Genomic DNA, 17,619 nt, shown 5'->3' on the forward strand with positions numbered 1-17,619 from the left:
GTTTAGGAAAATCAAGGTAAGGTGTCTGTGATTCATCTGAACTATAGATTTGAAATTATCAAAGAACATTCGGGGTTGGTTTTAAACCTTAACCCTATATTTATCTTACAAGGAGGTAAAAATTGAATAAAATTGCATTTGAAATTTTTGGAGTTGGAATTGCGTGGTATGGGATTATAATTGCCAGTGCTATGATGATTGGGACGCTTATTCTAATGAAGATTGGCAAAAAATATGGTTATAAAGAAAATGATATTTTAGATTTGGTTATGGTAATCCTTCCAACTGCAATTGTATTTGCCAGACTGTATTATGTGGCGTTTGAGTGGGACTACTATTCCCAGAATCTTATGAAGGTGGTTGCGTTTAGAGAAGGTGGACTTGCCATTCATGGTGGTATTATTGGCGGTTTAATTGGGGGTTATGTTGTTTGTAGGGTTAAGAAATTAAATTTTCCGGATTTGGCAGACATGGTTTCCATGCCACTTATTTTGGGACAAGCTATTGGAAGATGGGGAAACTTTATAAATCAAGAAGCACATGGTGGCCCCACAGATTTACCTTGGGGCATTATGGTGGATGGTGTAAAGGTTCATCCGACTTTTTTATATGAGTCATTATGGAATCTTGTGACTTTTGTAATTCTGGTTGTTACGTTTAAAAAACGAAGATTTTATGGTGAACATTTTATTAAATACTTAATTCTATATTCAATAGGTCGATTTTATGTGGAAGGGCTTCGCACAGATAGTTTAATGCTTGGTGATTTTAGAATTGCACAACTTTTCAGTTTGGCTTCTATTGTTCTGGGGATTCTTGCGATTGTTGGAATTCGAAAAAAAGGATGGCTAAAGATACAGAAAAAAGAGGTGTAGAGTCCTATAAACTTGATATTTCAATGATTTAGACAACTTTAATGGCTTAAAGTTGTCTTTTTTTATTGCAATTTTGTAAATTTAAGACTAAAATATACCTAAGAAGTGGTATAAAGTGTACTGAAGTGGGATGAAAGACCATAACGTTATTTGTAATCTTGAAATTGGTGGTGGTGGATTTATGTTTACAGGAGAATTCAAGCATGCTGTAGATGCAAAAAATAGATTGAGTATACCCGCCAAGTTTCGAGAAAAACTTGGAGAAGCTTTTTATATTACAAAGGGATTGGATCACTGTCTCTTCGTTTTTTCTATGACGGAATGGGAACAATTTGAAGAGAAACTAAAAGCCTTACCACTTTCCAATAAAAAAGCACGTGCGTTTGCCCGATCTTTTTTTGCAGGCGCAACTGAATGCAGCTTAGACAAACAAGGACGTATTTTAATTCCACAAAATCTAAAGCATTATGCAAATTTGGAGAAAGAAGTTTATGTCAATGGTGCCGGCTCAAGAATAGAAGTTTGGGATTCGGCAGCATGGGAATCATATAATGAATTTTTAACGGATAACATGGATGAGTTGGCTGAAGATATGACGTCACTCGGGATTAGTTTTTAAAGGAGAGGGCAGATGGCATTTAAACATGTGAGCATCATGCTGAAAGAATGCATGCAAGGTCTTAACATCAATCCAAATGGCATCTATGTAGATGGCACACTTGGCGGGGGAGGACATTCTTTTAAATTGCTTCAATATCTGGATAAAGGGCGCTTAATTGGCATTGATCAAGATACAGATGCACTTGAAGCCGCCACACAGAGATTGGCAATTTTCGGAGAAAAATTTACACCTGTCCACAACAATTATTCAGAATTAAAGTCTATTCTTGAGATGTTGGAAATTGAAAGAATTGATGGGTTCTTGTTGGATCTTGGTGTATCATCCTTTCAATTGGATGAAGCGGAGCGTGGATTTTCATACATGCAAGATGGAAAATTGGACATGCGAATGAACCAATCAGATGAATTTACAGCATATGATGTGGTAAACGGTTATTCTGCCAGTGACTTAAATCGGATTATTAGAGCGTATGGCGAAGAAAATTGGGCCTCAAGAATTGCTGAGTTCATTGTAAAGGAAAGAGAAGAAAAGCCAATTGAAACGACATATGAACTGGTGGATGTGATTAAAAAAGCGATACCAGCTTCTGCGCGTAAAGATGGGCCACATCCTGCTAAAAGAACCTTTCAGGCAATTAGAATAGAAGTTAACAATGAACTTGGAATAATAGAAAAAACCATTGAAGATGCTGTCTCAGTAATGAATAAGGGGGGCAGAATCGCCATTATAACTTTCCACTCGTTGGAAGATCGTATTGTTAAGTCGACTTTCAAAAGACTGGCAACAGGATGTGTGTGCCCACCAGAGTTTCCGGTATGTATGTGTGGTCTAAAACCACAAATTAAGTTGATTACTCGAAAACCCATTGTACCATCAGAAACTGAAGTTGAAGAAAATCCGCGGGCAAGGAGTGCCAAGCTGAGAATAGCTGAAAAGAAATAAACCCAGGAGGGGACTATGGCGGCGAATATGTTAGCAACTCAATTGGAGATAGAAGAATTTAATCAGACCCAAACTGCTAAGATTATTCAAATTAAGCAAAAACGTTTGGAGAAAGAGAATGCAAAAAAGAAAGCCATGTGTCAGATAAAAAACATGTTTTTTTCGATTTGTGTTGTGTTCTTTTTTGCATCTGTTTTTGGTGCTGTCATTTTCCAAAACTCACTTGTTAATGAAGCAAAATACAATCTTTTTAATCTTAGAAATGAAATTAAGTCCATTGAGGCAAGGATAGAAGAAGTTGAAGCAAATCTTGAACGTCATACGGAACTGCAAAACATAGAAGTGATTGCAAAGGAACAGCTCAATATGCAGTATCCTGTGAAAGAACAAATTGTTTATATCAATGCTGCAACTGAATACAAACTCAACGTTGCTGAAGGAGAAACATCAGAACCGCTTGTATCCGCACGCCAAGAAGCTTCAGAACCCTCTTTTCGAGCGTTTATTGGGAGTTTGCTTAAATCGAACTAATAAATTCAGCCTGCTACGTGCAGGTTTTTTTGATTTAGGTACATTGATAAATCTTTGGGACGCGTTATAATAGTAATGATGACAAATGGAGGGCTTATATGCAAAAGCAGAGAAAGCGAATGCTTTTCATTTTTATATGGATTATAATTGCGATGGTTGCGCTTGTAGTCCGCCTTTTTTATATACAGGTAATTACTGGAGAAGAATTGGCAAAAAAGGCTGAACGTCAACAGGTTAAGTCTATTGTTGTACCCGCAAAACGCGGCGATATTCTCGATCGAAATGGGGATCGAATTGCCTTTAGTATGAAAACCTACTCAGTTTGGGCAAATGCAACCAATATTATGAAACCCAATGAGACGGGGGCCTTGATTGCGGAAACAATTGAAGAGGATGCAAAGGCCATTTCAGATGCAATTATCAACTCAAAAACTTCATTTGTAAAAGTGGCGACAGATTTAACCAAATCAGAGGCAGATCTAATTCGATCAAAAAACATTTGGGGGATTTCAATTACTGAAGATACGAAAAGAATTTACCCTTATGGGAATTTGGCGTCACATGTTATTGGAAATGTCAACGCAGATAACGAAGGGTTTTTAGGGCTGGAAATGCATTACAACACGCTCTTAAAAGGGGAACCTGGACTGCATCATATAACAACTGATGTACATGGTAGACAGCTTGCATATGGTGAAGAAAACTTAAGTGCTCCAATTAATGGAAAGTCCATTCGCCTTACATTGGATGATTCAATTCAATATTTTTTGGAAACGCGTTTGGAAGATGCCTTAATGGCGGAAAATGCTAAAACAGTATCGGCCATTGTGATGGACCCAAATTCTGGTGAAATTATTGGCATGGCCTCAAAGCCAGACTATGATTTAAATAACCCACGTGAGAAGCGGGCGGATGTGTCTGATGAAACGTGGGCTGAAATGACGAATGAAGACCGTGTGACATATTGGCATAGCATTTGGAAAAACCCAATTCTCAGCAATACGTATGAACCTGGATCAACATTTAAAGCAGTGACTTCTGCAATAGCACTTGAAGAGCATCTTGTGGAAATGGATGATTCTTTTCATTGCAACGGTTATACAACTGTAAATGGCATTAGACTTAAATGTTGGATTTATCCTGCAAGTCATGGGCATGAAACTTTTTTACAGGCCTTTGTAAATTCTTGTAACCCGACATTTGTAGAAGTGGCGAAAAAAATTGGTGCAGAAACATTTTACGACTATCTGGATCAGTTTGGCTTGTTTGAAAAAACGGGCATTGATCTGCCAAATGAGGCCAATTCTATCTCTTTGCCGTTTGAATCGGTTGGGCCAATTGAACTGGCAACTTTGTCATATGGACATGGTATCAATGTAACGATGCTCCAGATGACGCGGGTAATTTCAGCTTTTGTCAACGGTGGCTACCTGATGAAACCTCAATTGGTAAAAGAAGTGATTGATGAGACGGGTGAAGTGATTTTAGAGTTTGCACCAGAAATAGAAGAACGGATTATTTCTCAAGAGACTTCTGACAAAATGAAAGACCTTTTTACGGCGGCTGTTGGTTCAAACAAACACCGCGCCTATATTGATGGGATCACTGTAGGGGGGAAATCGGGTACATCAACTAAAATGGTGGGTTCAGAATATCAAGAAGACGTTGTTGTAAGTTCATTTGTGGGCATAGCACCAATGGAAAATCCAGAATATGTGGTTTTAGTCGTTGTAGATGAGCCTCAAGTTGGCTCTACTGGAACAGAAGTTGCGGCACCAATTGTACGATCAATTTTAGAAGATATTTTTAGATATCGAAATGTTGTGCCAGATATTTCTGTTCTTGAATCCGTTGAAATTCCAAATTTAATTGGTTTGCCATATGAAGAGGCGATTGAAATGCTGGATAAAGTAGGTCTTCAATATTCAACGGAACCAATTGTAATTGAAGATTCAATGCAAATTATTTTGGATCAGTTTCCAAAAGCAGGTACCAAGGTTGATAAAAATACCATTGTAATTTTATCGGTTGAGTCATAAAAATATAAAATTGGAAGGAATAAAATAATGGTTGATTTTTTTCTATATTTTGGAATTGCCTTGCTGGTCGCGCTTTTTCTTGGACCAGTGATTATTCCACAGCTTAAAAAAATGAAATTTGGACAAGCGATTCGAGAAGAAGGTCCCGAAGCCCATTTGTCAAAATCAGGTACGCCAACAATGGGGGGATTGATTTTCATAGTTGCTTTTATGACACCAAGTCTGATTTTTCTTGACATTGAAAATTCACTTGTCCAGTTGTTATGGTTTTCAGTCCTTGGGTTTGGGGCGATTGGATTTACCGATGATTATTTAAAAGTGGTTAAGAAACACAACCTTGGTTTAAAAGCACGTCAGAAAATTGTGCTGCAACTTATAGTGGGGATTATTATAAGTGTCATCGCGTATGGTAATTCTTCCGAAACATGGGTGCCTTTTTTAGATGCACCAGTGGATTTAGGCTTGTTTTTTATCCCCTTTATTATTTTTATCAGTGTTGGTTTTAACAATGCTGTTAATCTTACAGATGGCATTGACGGACTGGCTGCGTCAGTCACAAGTGTAGTGGCCTTGTTTTTTGCAAGTGTTTCTTTTGAAATGGGTCAATTTCAACTTGCGGCAATTAATCTCTCGATGGTAGGTGCCTTGGTTGGGTATTTAAAATTCAATTGGTATCCTGCACGTGTCTTTATGGGAGATACAGGTTCTTTGGCCCTAGGTGGTTATGTAGTTGGAATGGCAATTGTTTTGAAAATGCCTTTAATCTTAGTGTTGACAGGTATAGTTTATGTTCTTGAGACCCTTTCCGTTATGATTCAAGTTGTGGTCTACAAACGGACTGGTAAACGGGTTTTTAAAATGTCTCCAATCCACCACCATTTTGAATTATCTGGTTGGCATGAAAAAAAGGTGGTGTATGTCTTTACGGGGATTACATTTGTTGGATCACTTGTTGGGTATGTAATTCTTTTATAAATGAGGGTGACTATGTTTAAAGAAAAAAACGTTTTGGTTTTAGGTTTGGCTAGGTCTGGATTGGCTTCGGCACGCGCACTTTATAAGGCGGGGGCTTTTGTTACAGTTACAGATCAAAAGGATGCGAAAGCGCTCGAGAAATGGGTGACGCAGGTAAAACCATATGTTCAAGAATTGGTTCTTGGTGGACATCCAGATGAGATTGCAAAATTTGATTATGCTGTTATAAGCCCAGGTATTCCAGTTGACAGTCCGTATGTAAAAAAGTTGACGTCTAGTGGGGTACATTTAATTGGTGAAATTGAACTTGCATATTTGGTAACGGATGCGACCTTCGTAGGCATTACAGGTACAAATGGGAAAACCACAACAACGGCCTTATTGGGTGAAATTTTTAAAACAGCAAATCGAAAACACCATGTCGTTGGCAATATTGGAATTCCTGCTGTAGAAATGGCACAGGATGCAGATCCTGATTCAGTTCTTGTTACTGAAGTGAGTAGTTTTCAACTTGAAACCATAGAAAAATGGTCATGTCGGGTTGGGGCTTTGCTAAATATTACACCGGATCACTTAAACCGTCATAAAACAATGGAAAATTATACTGCGGCTAAAATGCGTGTTTTTGAAAATCAACTCAGTTCAGATTGGGCGGTTTTGAATTATGACGATCCAAGTGTCATGGCACAAAGTCCGAAAATTCAGTCGCAAATTGCAGTTTTTAGCAGAACACCTCATGCTCAAATAGGCAGTTTCATAGAGTCAGGTGTTTTTAAAATTCGACTAAATAATGGTGTGACCTCTGTGTGTGAAGTGGCAGATATGCGAATCTTTGGATCACATAATGAATCAAATGCACTGGCAGCAATGTTAATGGCGAGTCTTTGTGGGATAGAGGTTCAGGATATAAAAAAGGCACTGGAAACATTCCCAGGTGTGGCCCATCGGATTGAATATGTTGACAGTATTGAGGGTCGAACATTTTACAATGATTCAAAAGCAACGAATCCTGATGCAGCTATATGTGCAATTCATGCCATGAAAACACCAACTGTGTTGATTGCAGGAGGCATGGACAAAGGCAGTTTGTTTGATGAAATGATTCAAACGGCAAGGGGTAGGGTTAAAACTATTGTTGTCTATGGTGAAACCAAGACACTTATTGAAGAGGCTGCTACAAGAAATGAATTTAATAGTATTCATCGTGTTGACACACTTGATCAAGCGGTCTCAAAAGCATTTGCAGAATCTGAATATGGCGATGCAATTTTGTTGTCTCCAGCGTGTGCAAGTTGGGATATGTATGATGATTTTGAGCAACGTGGGAATCATTTTAAAAGTTTGGTGAAAACTTTAAAAAAAGTTGGTGGCAAAAGATGACTGTTAAAAGAATCGATTACGCGCTCCTCATCGTTGCGCTTATACTTGTTTCATTTGGAATAATAATGGTGTTTAGCTCCAGCTATTATTATGCGATTGATCAAATGCAAAACAAGCTGCATTTTTTTATCAATGACTTAAAATGGGTTGCGGTAGGTATTGTGGTCATGATTGTGGCGTCTGTGGTACCTTATAGTGTTTATCGAAAATTGGCTATACCAGCACTTATAATAAGTATTTTTCTTTTAGTCTATGTTTTGTTTAATGGTGTTGTTATAAATAATGCAAGACGGTGGATTATTGTGGCTGGTCAGCAGTTTATGCCAGCTGAAATTGCCAAAATGGGCGTCATTTTTTTCTTTGCATATGCGCTGGAAAAAAACCATATGAACCTAAATAAATTCAGTGTATTAGGTGTTTATTTAAGCCTTTTGATTTTGTTTGTTTTTTTAATTATGGAACAACCTAACATGAGCACCGCAATTATTATTGCAGGTGTTATGGCGATTATGATATTTACGGCTGGACTTCATTGGCTTTATGTGGCACTTATAGGCACTGGAAGTATTTTTGCAGGTTGGTTTTTTGTAAATAGTGCATCGTATCGATTGGAACGGTTTACGGCCTTTCTAAATCCATTTGAACACAGTTATGATGAAGCATATCAAGTTGTTCAATCTTTGTATGCGCTTGGAACTGGCGGTATTTTTGGCGTTGGCATGGGCATGAGTACTCAAAACAAATTATATATTCCTGAGCCTCAAAATGATTTCATTTTGGCTACAATTGGTGAAGAACTGGGACTGATTGGCACGGTAGGTTTATTAATCGTATTTTTGATATTGATTTATAGATGTGTTAAGATAACTCTAAATGCCCCAGATAAATTTTCTTTTTTCATTGGGACAGGAATTACGACCATGTTTAGTCTACAAGTGCTTATGAACTATGCTGTAGCAACATCTTCTATGCCTGCAACAGGTGTTACCCTTCCCTTGATTAGTTATGGTGGCACCAGTGTTGTAATCATGTTGGGTGCAATTGGCATAATGTTAAATATATCCAAAAATAAGATGCAAAAAACATAGATGGAGTGATTAAATGAAAATTATGCTGACTGGTGGCGGTACAGGTGGCCATATATATCCAGCACTTTCAATTGCAGAGGCGCTGAAAGAGACCTACAAAGATGTGGAATTGATTTATGTTGGGTCTAAGATTGGTCTTGAGCAAGATATTTTGAAAAAGACAGACTTAGCGGCAACATTTATTGATGTGAGGCCTGTATACCGTAAACTTAATTTCAAAATGATTAAATCCTTATTTTTTAATAGTGTGGGTTTTTTTCAGGCTTATAGAACCATTAAAAGGCACAAGCCAGATGTGGTTATTGGTACGGGTGGCTATGTTGCGGGTGCTATTGTATGTGTTGCATCTCTATTGGGCATTCCCAGTGCAATTCATGAGCAAAATGCTTTTCCTGGTTTTACAAATCGCGCATTAAGTCGTTTTGCAGACCGAATTATGATTGCCTTTGAGGATGCGAAAAGCCGATTTAAGTATCCGGAAAAAGTCGTTTTTACAGGCTTGCCAATATCAGAAAAATTTACTGAAGTTACAAGCGAGGCTGCTAGAAAGGTGCTTGGTTTTTCTGATGAGCTGTTTATTGTTCTGTCTGTGGGAGGGAGTAATGGCGCACAACACTTAAATGAAATTTTGTTGCAAACTTATACAGAATTTCGAGATACGCCTAATATAAAGTTTATTCATGTTGCTGGTAGTCGTTTTTTTGAGCCTTTACAGAAACGGATAAAAGAAGGTGCCTACGCAGTTGGTGAAAATGTGGAGATTAAGTCTTATATAGAAGATATGCCCTGTTATTTAAATGCATGTGACCTGGTTATATCCCGTGCAGGGGCTTCTACTATACATGAAATTATTGCCACAGAAACACCTTCTGTTATTATACCATCACCGAATGTTACAGATGATCATCAGACCTTTAATGCAAAAATAATAGACGCTCAAGGTCTTGGCGTTGTTATGAAGGAATCCGAATTAACAGCAGATCTCATGGCACATGTTATAAATGATTTGTTCACGGACCGGTCAAAATTGGAAATCATGAAATCGAATTGTAAAAGAGTTGACTCAAAAAAAACAATGGATTATATTTTGACTGTTGTAGATCAGTTGCTTAAAGACAAATCCTAATTGTAGGTGGTAAATGAAACGTTTTTTTAAGATATTGGGAATTCTGTTTGTGTTAATTGGAATTGGTATATTGGGTTATTTTTTATACACGCAAACAGATCTTTTTAGAATTTCTAAAATTGAATTCAATGACCATGACCATTTAAATCTTACTGAAATTCAAAGAGAATCAGGAATTTATCTTGGTTTACCCTATTTTATGGTGGATGTTAAGGACGCAAAAATGAAGTTAGAAACCCATCCGTTTGTAAAAAGTGCTGCCATTAAAAAATCATTTCCTGGCCTAATTGCGATTGAGATTGTTTACAGGACGCATGCCTTTAATTTGACCTACTCAGATATAACCTTGTCTTTGGATTCAGAACTATATGTTCTAGAGGTGCTTGAAGCGCCTAAGTCAGGCTTTACAGTGGAAGGGTTTGAGTTCAATAGTTTTTCAACAGGTGAATTGATACGCGTTGATAAGCGGTATTTGCTCGAAAATGTTGTACAGTTAATTGAACTTTTTCAAAAATCCCATGTGACTGTGGTGCCCAGTCTTAAATATGAAAAAAATGGCATCATAGCAGATTTGAATGAAATAAAAGTAAAATTTGGCGATGGAGAGAACATTCAAAAAAGATTTAATGCTTTTGTTTCTATATACGATGATTTATCACTCAAGGGCATTACAAGTGGTATTATTGATGTGAGTACGGATGGTTTGCCAATATATAAACCTTTTGGAGAATAGGTGGCTTATGAAAAGAGATTATGTTTGGATTGGACTGGCGTGTATTATTTTAGGAATTTTCATGGCATTTCAAATGAAATTTATACAGGGAACATATTTGGATGGCGATACGCCAACACAGAAAACGGTAGAGATTTTAAATGAGCTAGCATCTGTGGAAGCAGAGAAAGAGCTGCTTCTTGAGGAAGTTACGCGATTGGAAACTCAACTTGAAGAGATTAAAAGTTCAGCATCTGGAGAGAGCGCCATAGTAAAAAATCTTACGGATGAGTTGGATCGATATAAGGCGTTTTCTGGAATGACGAGAGTTTCTGGAACCGGCGTTCTGGTTACCATAGACAATCCGCCTCAGGATGTTAACCTTGGATCGGAAAAGAATATAGCATATGACTACCGGTTGATACTTGATTTAATTAATGAGCTCAATTCTGCTGGTGCAGAAGCAATCTCCATTAATGAACAGCGCATGATTAACAGCACAGAAGTACGTCTGGCTGGAAATCAGGTTAATGTAAATACAATTCCAATTGCGCCTCCATTTGTTATCAAAGCAATAGGAAGCGCCAAAACCTTAGATGGGGCAATTAACCAGAGGTTTGGAATTGTTCAAAACTTACGAGAACTGGGGTACTATGTTGAAGTGAACCAAGTCGAAATTATAGAAGTGCCTGCATTTAATGGTACTGTAAAATTCAATTATGCCACTACAGTGGAATGAGGAATGATTTCATGTTGACAAATTGGAAAGTCATATGGCTTTTGATATTTTTACTGGGCGTATCCATAGGTCTTCAAATACAAACCATTTCTACGGAGGTTAAGTATACTTCGATTAAAGACATGTACGCTTTCAGTATTGAATTGGAGAGTCAGCAGAGTGAAGTTGAACAATTGAAAATTAAAATTGAAGATATTAAAAATCAAGTGGCCACCTATCAACTTGCTAAAACAGATGAGCGGATTGATTATGCACAATTTTTAGCGGATGAAATTGAACTGACAAAAGAAATTTCAGGGATAACCCCTGTGCAAGGTCCTGGTGTTGTAATTGTCATCACTGATGGAACCCGGGAACTGGGGGAAGATGAAAATCCTAACAATGTTTTGGTTCACGATATCGATATTAGGGCACTTGTAGATGACCTCAGAAATGCAGGCGCTGAAGCGATTTCAATTAATAATGAACGCGTAATTTTTAACAAATCCAACATTCAGTGTACTGGACCTACAATTAAAGTGAACGATCAAGTTTTTGCACCACCATATATTATACAAGCAATAGGGGACCGCAAATTTCTTGAATCTGCCATTAATTCGCCAGACAGTTACAGTGAAAGCTTAAGACAGTGGGGACTTTTTGTAGAAGTAAACACTTCAGTCAATATCAAGATCCCTAAATATGAAGGATTTGTGGAATATCTTTATACAAATTAACAGGAGGCAGCTATATGATTATTGCTATTTTAGGTATTGTCGCAGGCATTTTAATTGGATTATATTTACCGTTTGAGTTTACCACGATATCCTCTTTATATATTTCTGTGGGCATACTGGCTGCAATGGATTCAATTTTAGGCGCATTGCGGTCAAGTTTGGAAAACAAGTTTGATGGGGTTATCTTTTTAAGCGGTTTTATTGTAAATGCCCTTCTAGCAATTTCTTTGTCCTATATAGGTGATAAACTTGGTGTGCCAATTTACTATGCTGCTATTTTTGTGTTTGGAACACGTCTTTTTAATAATATTGGTAGTATTAGACGTTTGACAATTGATCGCATGCGGACGAAACATAAAAATAAATAGGTCCACGGGCCCAAAATCATTTAAATATCAATAAAAAATACATTTTTCACAAAAAAATATTCCAAAATTCATTGAAAGAGTATATACTATATGTAGTGAAAACTATAGATTGATACCAATAGATATTGCGAATGATTGTGATATTTCACATCATAAAATTTATACAATTACGATGATTATAACCATACGATACAGTTTATATAAAGAATCTACACTTGAAGGGGTTTTAGCCTTACAAGATAAGGAGGAGTTTCATGTTAGAATTTGATGTTGCAGTTGAAGAATTTGCCCAGATTAAAGTAATAGGTGTTGGTGGCGGGGGGAATAACGCCGTTAATCGAATGATTAAAGCCAGCTTGAAAGGCGTTCAATTTATTGCAATCAATACAGATAAGCAAGCGCTGTACAGTTCAGCTGCAGAATATAAATTGCAAATAGGCGAAAAATTGACGCGTGGTTTAGGTGCGGGTGCAAATCCTGAAGTTGGGAAAAAAGCGGCGGAAGAAAGTCGCGACGATATCTATCAAGCCCTACAAGGTGCAGATATGGTGTTTATTACTGCAGGAATGGGTGGTGGAACAGGAACTGGTGCCGCGCCGATTGTTGCTGAAATAGCCAAGGAAATGGGTGTTTTAACAGTTGGTGTTGTAACAAAGCCATTTTCGTTTGAAGGCAAGCGTAGGATGAAACATGCTGAAGAAGGCATTGAAGAGTTAAAGAAAAAAGTAGACACATTGATTACAATTCCAAATGACCGTTTGCTTGAAATCGTAGAGAAGCGAACTTCTATTCTCGATGCATTTACCATAGCAGACGATGTTCTTAGACAAGGGGTTCAAGGAATTTCCAATACAATTACTGAAACAGGCCTAATAAATGTAGACTTTGCAGATGTAAAGACTATCATGTATGAGCAAGGTCTTGCACACATGGGTATTGGCCATTCTAGTGGTGATGATCGTGCAATAGATGCAACCAATCAAGCCATTCATTCTCCTTTGCTTGAAACGTCAATCCGAGGCTCTAAAGGAATTCTTCTTAATATCAGAGGCGGAAAATCTTTAGGGATGATGGAAATTCAACAAGCAGCTGATTTGGTTTATCGCGAAGCAGATCCAGATGCAAATATTATTATGGGTGCTGTCATTGATGAATCATTAAAAGATGAAATCTCAGTTACGGTTATCGCAACAGGATTTGAATCTTCAAGACCTGAAGTTAAGGCAGACAAACAAAATAGTAAATCAGAACCCGTTAAAGTTCAACAAGTAGAAGCTGAACCTAACGAGGACGACACGTTTGATATTCCTACATTTTTGAGAAAGAAAAGATAACCTTGCTTCTAGCAAGGTTTTATTTTTAACCTATATGAATAGAGGTGAACAGATGAAGTGTCCATTTTGTAATAATTTGGAATCTAAAGTAGTCGACTCAAGACCTACAGACGATGGCCATGTGATTCGAAGAAGAAGAGAATGCATAGGATGTGGTGAAAGGTTTACGACATATGAAAAAATTGAAGAAATTCCTATGATTATTGTCAAGAAAAACGGTATGCGCGAATCTTATAATCGCATGAAGGTACTTAACGGGATAATTAGAGCCTGTGAAAAAAGACCTGTTACAATGGAACAGATGGAAGCTTTAATTGATCGAATTGAGATGACACTTCATAGTTCAATGGAAAAGGAAATTCAATCAGAATGGGTTGGCGAATTGGTTATGTCTGGGTTAAAAGACTTGGATGAAGTTGCCTACGTACGGTTTGCATCGGTTTATAGGCAGTTCAAAGATATTAATACGTTTATTACAGAATTAACCAAACTTTTAAATGAAAAAACACCGCTTAAATAAATAGCAAGCATATACTCAAGAAGCAGGCGTTTGTCTGCTTCTTTTTAACTGTTTGGATGGAGGTTGCCATGATTAGAAATTATAAAATGCTTGATTTTCCAGGTCTTAAACACGGCATCACCACAAGAGTTGGAGGCGTTAGCAAGGGTGACTACGTTTCAATGAATACAGGCATTTTTGGCTCTGACGTGCGCGAAGATGTCCTTAAAAACATTTCAATTGCAGCAGATAGAGTGGGCATAACTGCATCCTCAATTTTTATGACCCATCAAACACATTCTGACCGAATTTTTGTGATTGACGAATCGACCGAGTTAACGTCATTAGACGTTTACGATCAAGCAAAAATTAGTGAGAGGGCATATCAGCTATATGCCATTGAAGATCATGATGCAATGGTTACCAATCGAACGGATATAGCTTTAATGACATTTCATGCGGATTGTGTTCCAATAATTGTATACGATCCGATACAACATGTTGTTGCAGCAATCCATAGTGGCTGGTTGGGAACTTCTAAAATGATACTGTCTAAGACGCTTGACTTAATGCACATGCGGTTTGGAAGTTTAATGTCGGAGGTTAAAGTTGTGATTGGCCAGTCTGCAAGTGTATGCTGCTATGAAGTACAGAGAAACGTATACGAGGCTTTTGAAGCAATACTGGTTCCTGAAGAAATGCAAGTGATTTTCCATGCCAAAGCTGATAATTTGTGGCATTTGGATTTAAAGGAAGCCAATAGACTGCTGGCAAAAAAATCAGGGGTTTTACAGGGGAATATTGAAATTGATTCTGGCTGTACAGTTTGTGCGCCATCGTTGTTTCATTCTCATCGTGGTGCAAAAGGTGGCAATCGAGGTATGATGAGTATACTTGTACAACTTGAAAATAAAACATTGTAATTCAGAGTTAATTGTATTACAATGAAGTACTGTATAAGATTAAGTTAGAAAGGGTTGGAAATGAACCAGATCAAGGAAATTACGCCTGGATCCATTGCAGAAGAAATGGATATTGAAGTAGGCGATACCCTTTTGTCCATAAATGGTCGAGAGGTTAAAGACATCATGGATTTTATATATCTGTGCCATGATGCTTATATTGAAGTGGATATTCAAAAAACAAATGGCGAGATTTGGACGCTGGAAATTGACAAAGAGTACGATGAGCCATTGGGGCTAGATTTTACAAACCCAATTATTGATCATGCTCGGCGCTGTTCCAATAATTGTGTATTCTGTTTTATTGATCAATTGCCTAAAGGCATGCGAGAACCTCTATATTTTAAAGATGACGATTCAAGATTGTCTTTTTTACAGGGGAATTTTGTGACGCTCACAAATTTAAAAGATGATGATCTTAAACGAATTGTAGAATATGGTATTAGTCCAATCAATGTGTCTGTTCATACCACAGATCCGGACTTGCGTGTAAAAATGTTGGGCAATAAATTTGCAGGTCAGATTATGACGCGTCTTGAGTACTTGATTTCAGGTGGGATTACAATAAATGCTCAAATTGTATTATGCCCTTCATACAATGATGGACCTGCTCTTGAAAAGACTTTGCTAGATTTGATGACTTTTTATCCTAAATTGGAAAGTGTTGCAATTGTTCCAATAGGTCTTACTAAATATAGAGAAGGTCTACCGGATATGCGGCCTGTTGTATTTTCTGAAGCTTGTGAAACCCTAGATTTGCTTGGTAATTTTCAAGCGATGGCGTTAAAAAAAATTGGAACGCGTTTTGCTTTTGCTGCAGATGAATTTTACATTCAAGCAAAAAGACCATTTCCTGACGATGATGCCTATGAAGGGTATATTCAGTTGGAAGATGGCATCGGTATGGTGCGAAAGTTAGAATCGGAAGTTAAGGATGCCTTACAGGTTATACAGTCAACGGCTTCTGATAGAAGGCAAGTTCTCATCGTAACTGGTATGGCTGCAAAGCCTTATTTAGAAGAGATTGTATCACATATAACCCATCAATACGAAACCATAGAATGCAGGATTCAAGGGATTGAAAACACCTTCTTTGGACCGAGGATTACAGTTGCTGGCTTGTTAACTGGTTTTGACCTTAAATCTCAGATTAAGTTGGATTCCAATGACACATGTGTCCTCTTACCCGACTCAATGTTTAGGTCTGGAGAGACCATCCTTTTAGATGATGTTTTCTTAAAGGATTTACAGGATTATTTTAAAGTACCCTTTTACAAAGTCCCAGTGGATGGTGAATCCCTGGTTGCTTATATATTGAATGGAGGCACAAATGAGTAGAAAACCTATTGTTGCAGTTGTAGGGAGACCAAATGTTGGTAAGTCGACATTTTTTAATCGAATTGCAGGAAAAAGAATATCTATTGTAGAAGACACCCCAGGCGTAACGCGAGACCGTATTTATGCAGATTGTGAATGGCTGACCCATCAGTTTACTTTAATTGATACAGGTGGCATTGAACCCTCATCTTCTGATGTTATTTTGTCTCAGATGCGGGATCAAGCTCAGATTGCTATAGACACTGCAGATGTAATTGTTTTTTTATGTGATGGAAAGAACAGTTATACCACTGCTGATGAAGAAATTGCTCAAATGTTGAGGGTTAGTAAAAAACCAGTGGTTTTGGTTCTCAATAAAATTGACCAATATAAAAAACCAGATCATTTTTATGATTATTACAGTTTGGGATTAGGTGAGCCGGTTATGATTTCTTCGGTAAATGCTATGGGATTAGGCGATTTGCTGGATGATATCGTGAAATTATTTCCAAATGAAGATGACATGACAGAAGCAGAAGAGTCAATTAAAATCTGTTTGATTGGAAAACCAAATGTTGGTAAATCTTCTTTGGTTAATAAAATAATTGGCGAAAATAGGGTAATCGTTTCCGAAATAGCGGGCACAACACGGGATGCAATTGACACGCCATTTGAGTATGACGGACAGCCTTTTGTACTTATTGATACAGCGGGCCTTAGAAGGAAATCCAGAGTTAATGAAAATATTGAAAAATACAGCATTATTAGAACTTTAACTGCAATTGAACGGTCTGATGTGTGTTTTATTTTGATAGATGCTGAAGAGGGTATTACAGATCAAGATAAAAAAGTCGCCGGTTATGCGCATGATGCAGGAAAAGCGTCAATTTTTGTTGTTAACAAATGGGATTTGCTACAAAAGGACAACACGACGTTTAATGAATTTAAACGTACAATTAGAGAACAATTTGCCTACATGCCATATGCGCCGGTTATGTTTGTCTCAGCGTTAACAGGCCAGCGTGTGATGCAATTGTTGGAACAGGCAATCTATGTATCCAACAATCATGCATTGAGAATTTCTACGGGCGTTCTAAATGACGTGCTCAATGAGGCAATGGCATTGAATCAACCGCCTTCAGACAAGGGCAAGCGCTTGAAAATATATTATGCAACCCAAGCTTCAGTTAAACCACCGACTTTTGTTTTGTTTGTGAATGATAAAGAATTGGCACATTTTTCTTACATTCGTTATTTGGAAAATCAGATCCGAAAGAATTTTAATTATGAAGGAACACCTATTTTATTTTCAGTTAAAGAACGCGGTTAATGCCGCGTTTTTTGTTTGGAGAAATAGAGTTTATTCAGCAATTGTGTTATAATTATGAGCGATA

At 37.5% G+C, this 17,619-nt stretch carries 18 protein-coding genes; all 18 read left to right on the top strand.

Annotation, left to right across the window (positions count from 1 at the left end):
• Positions 1–122: 122 nt before the first annotated feature.
• Positions 123–875 (top strand): prolipoprotein diacylglyceryl transferase, encoded by a 753-nt coding sequence (gene lgt, locus JOC49_RS00005; protein WP_204660974.1) that lies wholly within the window; start codon positions 123–125, stop codon positions 873–875.
• 181 nt (positions 876–1,056) lie between these two features.
• Complete coding sequence (mraZ, locus tag JOC49_RS00010) at positions 1,057–1,494, top strand: division/cell wall cluster transcriptional repressor MraZ (RefSeq protein WP_204661509.1); 438 nt, start codon at positions 1,057–1,059, stop codon at positions 1,492–1,494.
• Between the two features lie 12 nt (positions 1,495–1,506).
• Positions 1,507–2,439: a 16S rRNA (cytosine(1402)-N(4))-methyltransferase RsmH gene (gene rsmH, locus JOC49_RS00015; protein ID WP_204660976.1), complete on the top strand. Its 933-nt coding sequence runs from the start codon at positions 1,507–1,509 to the stop codon at positions 2,437–2,439.
• A gap of 15 nt (positions 2,440–2,454) precedes the next feature.
• Positions 2,455–2,970, top strand: coding sequence for a hypothetical protein (locus JOC49_RS00020; RefSeq protein WP_204660978.1), 516 nt, complete (start codon positions 2,455–2,457; stop codon positions 2,968–2,970).
• Positions 2,971–3,068: 98 nt separating this feature from the next.
• Positions 3,069–5,009 (top strand): penicillin-binding transpeptidase domain-containing protein, encoded by a 1,941-nt coding sequence (locus JOC49_RS00025; protein ID WP_204660980.1) that lies wholly within the window; start codon positions 3,069–3,071, stop codon positions 5,007–5,009.
• A gap of 27 nt (positions 5,010–5,036) precedes the next feature.
• Positions 5,037–5,984 (top strand): phospho-N-acetylmuramoyl-pentapeptide-transferase, encoded by a 948-nt coding sequence (gene mraY, locus JOC49_RS00030; RefSeq protein WP_204660982.1) that lies wholly within the window; start codon positions 5,037–5,039, stop codon positions 5,982–5,984.
• Positions 5,985–5,996: 12 nt separating this feature from the next.
• Positions 5,997–7,364, top strand: coding sequence for a UDP-N-acetylmuramoyl-L-alanine--D-glutamate ligase (gene murD, locus JOC49_RS00035; protein WP_204660984.1), 1,368 nt, complete (start codon positions 5,997–5,999; stop codon positions 7,362–7,364).
• Positions 7,361–8,452, top strand: a complete 1,092-nt coding sequence (gene ftsW, locus JOC49_RS00040) for a putative lipid II flippase FtsW (RefSeq protein ID WP_204660986.1) — start codon at positions 7,361–7,363, stop codon at positions 8,450–8,452. Before murD ends, ftsW begins: the two co-directional genes overlap by 4 nt.
• 13 nt (positions 8,453–8,465) lie before the next feature.
• Positions 8,466–9,578, top strand: coding sequence for an undecaprenyldiphospho-muramoylpentapeptide beta-N-acetylglucosaminyltransferase (gene murG / locus JOC49_RS00045; RefSeq protein ID WP_204660988.1), 1,113 nt, complete (start codon positions 8,466–8,468; stop codon positions 9,576–9,578).
• A gap of 13 nt (positions 9,579–9,591) precedes the next feature.
• Positions 9,592–10,311: a cell division protein FtsQ/DivIB gene (locus JOC49_RS00050; protein WP_204660990.1), complete on the top strand. Its 720-nt coding sequence runs from the start codon at positions 9,592–9,594 to the stop codon at positions 10,309–10,311.
• 7 nt (positions 10,312–10,318) lie between these two features.
• Positions 10,319–11,029 carry a DUF881 domain-containing protein gene (locus tag JOC49_RS00055; RefSeq protein WP_204660992.1) on the top strand — a complete coding sequence of 237 codons (711 nt, stop codon included), beginning with the start codon at positions 10,319–10,321 and terminating at the stop codon, positions 11,027–11,029.
• Positions 11,030–11,040: 11 nt separating this feature from the next.
• Entirely contained in the window at positions 11,041–11,745 is a 705-nt protein-coding gene (locus JOC49_RS00060; RefSeq protein WP_204660994.1) for a DUF881 domain-containing protein, read from the top strand.
• A gap of 14 nt (positions 11,746–11,759) precedes the next feature.
• Complete coding sequence (locus tag JOC49_RS00065) at positions 11,760–12,113, top strand: small basic family protein (RefSeq protein WP_204660996.1); 354 nt, start codon at positions 11,760–11,762, stop codon at positions 12,111–12,113.
• Between the two features lie 254 nt (positions 12,114–12,367).
• Complete coding sequence (gene ftsZ, locus JOC49_RS00070) at positions 12,368–13,447, top strand: cell division protein FtsZ (protein WP_204660999.1); 1,080 nt, start codon at positions 12,368–12,370, stop codon at positions 13,445–13,447.
• Positions 13,448–13,499: 52 nt separating this feature from the next.
• Positions 13,500–13,967 (top strand): transcriptional regulator NrdR, encoded by a 468-nt coding sequence (gene nrdR / locus JOC49_RS00075; protein ID WP_204661512.1) that lies wholly within the window; start codon positions 13,500–13,502, stop codon positions 13,965–13,967.
• Between the two features lie 68 nt (positions 13,968–14,035).
• The gene (pgeF, locus tag JOC49_RS00080; RefSeq protein ID WP_204661001.1) at positions 14,036–14,869 is read left to right on the top strand and encodes a peptidoglycan editing factor PgeF; all 834 of its coding nucleotides are present in this window, start codon (positions 14,036–14,038) and stop codon (positions 14,867–14,869) included.
• Positions 14,870–14,929: 60 nt separating this feature from the next.
• Positions 14,930–16,246: a DUF512 domain-containing protein gene (locus tag JOC49_RS00085; RefSeq protein WP_204661003.1), complete on the top strand. Its 1,317-nt coding sequence runs from the start codon at positions 14,930–14,932 to the stop codon at positions 16,244–16,246.
• A complete protein-coding gene (der, locus tag JOC49_RS00090; RefSeq protein ID WP_204661005.1) occupies positions 16,239–17,555 on the top strand; it encodes a ribosome biogenesis GTPase Der in 1,317 nt (438 codons plus the stop codon). Before JOC49_RS00085 ends, der begins: the two co-directional genes overlap by 8 nt.
• Positions 17,556–17,619 lie beyond the last annotated feature (64 nt).

The sequence above is a fragment of the Fusibacter tunisiensis genome (assembly GCF_016908355.1).
Taxonomy (GTDB): Bacteria; Bacillota; Clostridia; order Peptostreptococcales; family Acidaminobacteraceae; genus Fusibacter_D; species Fusibacter_D tunisiensis.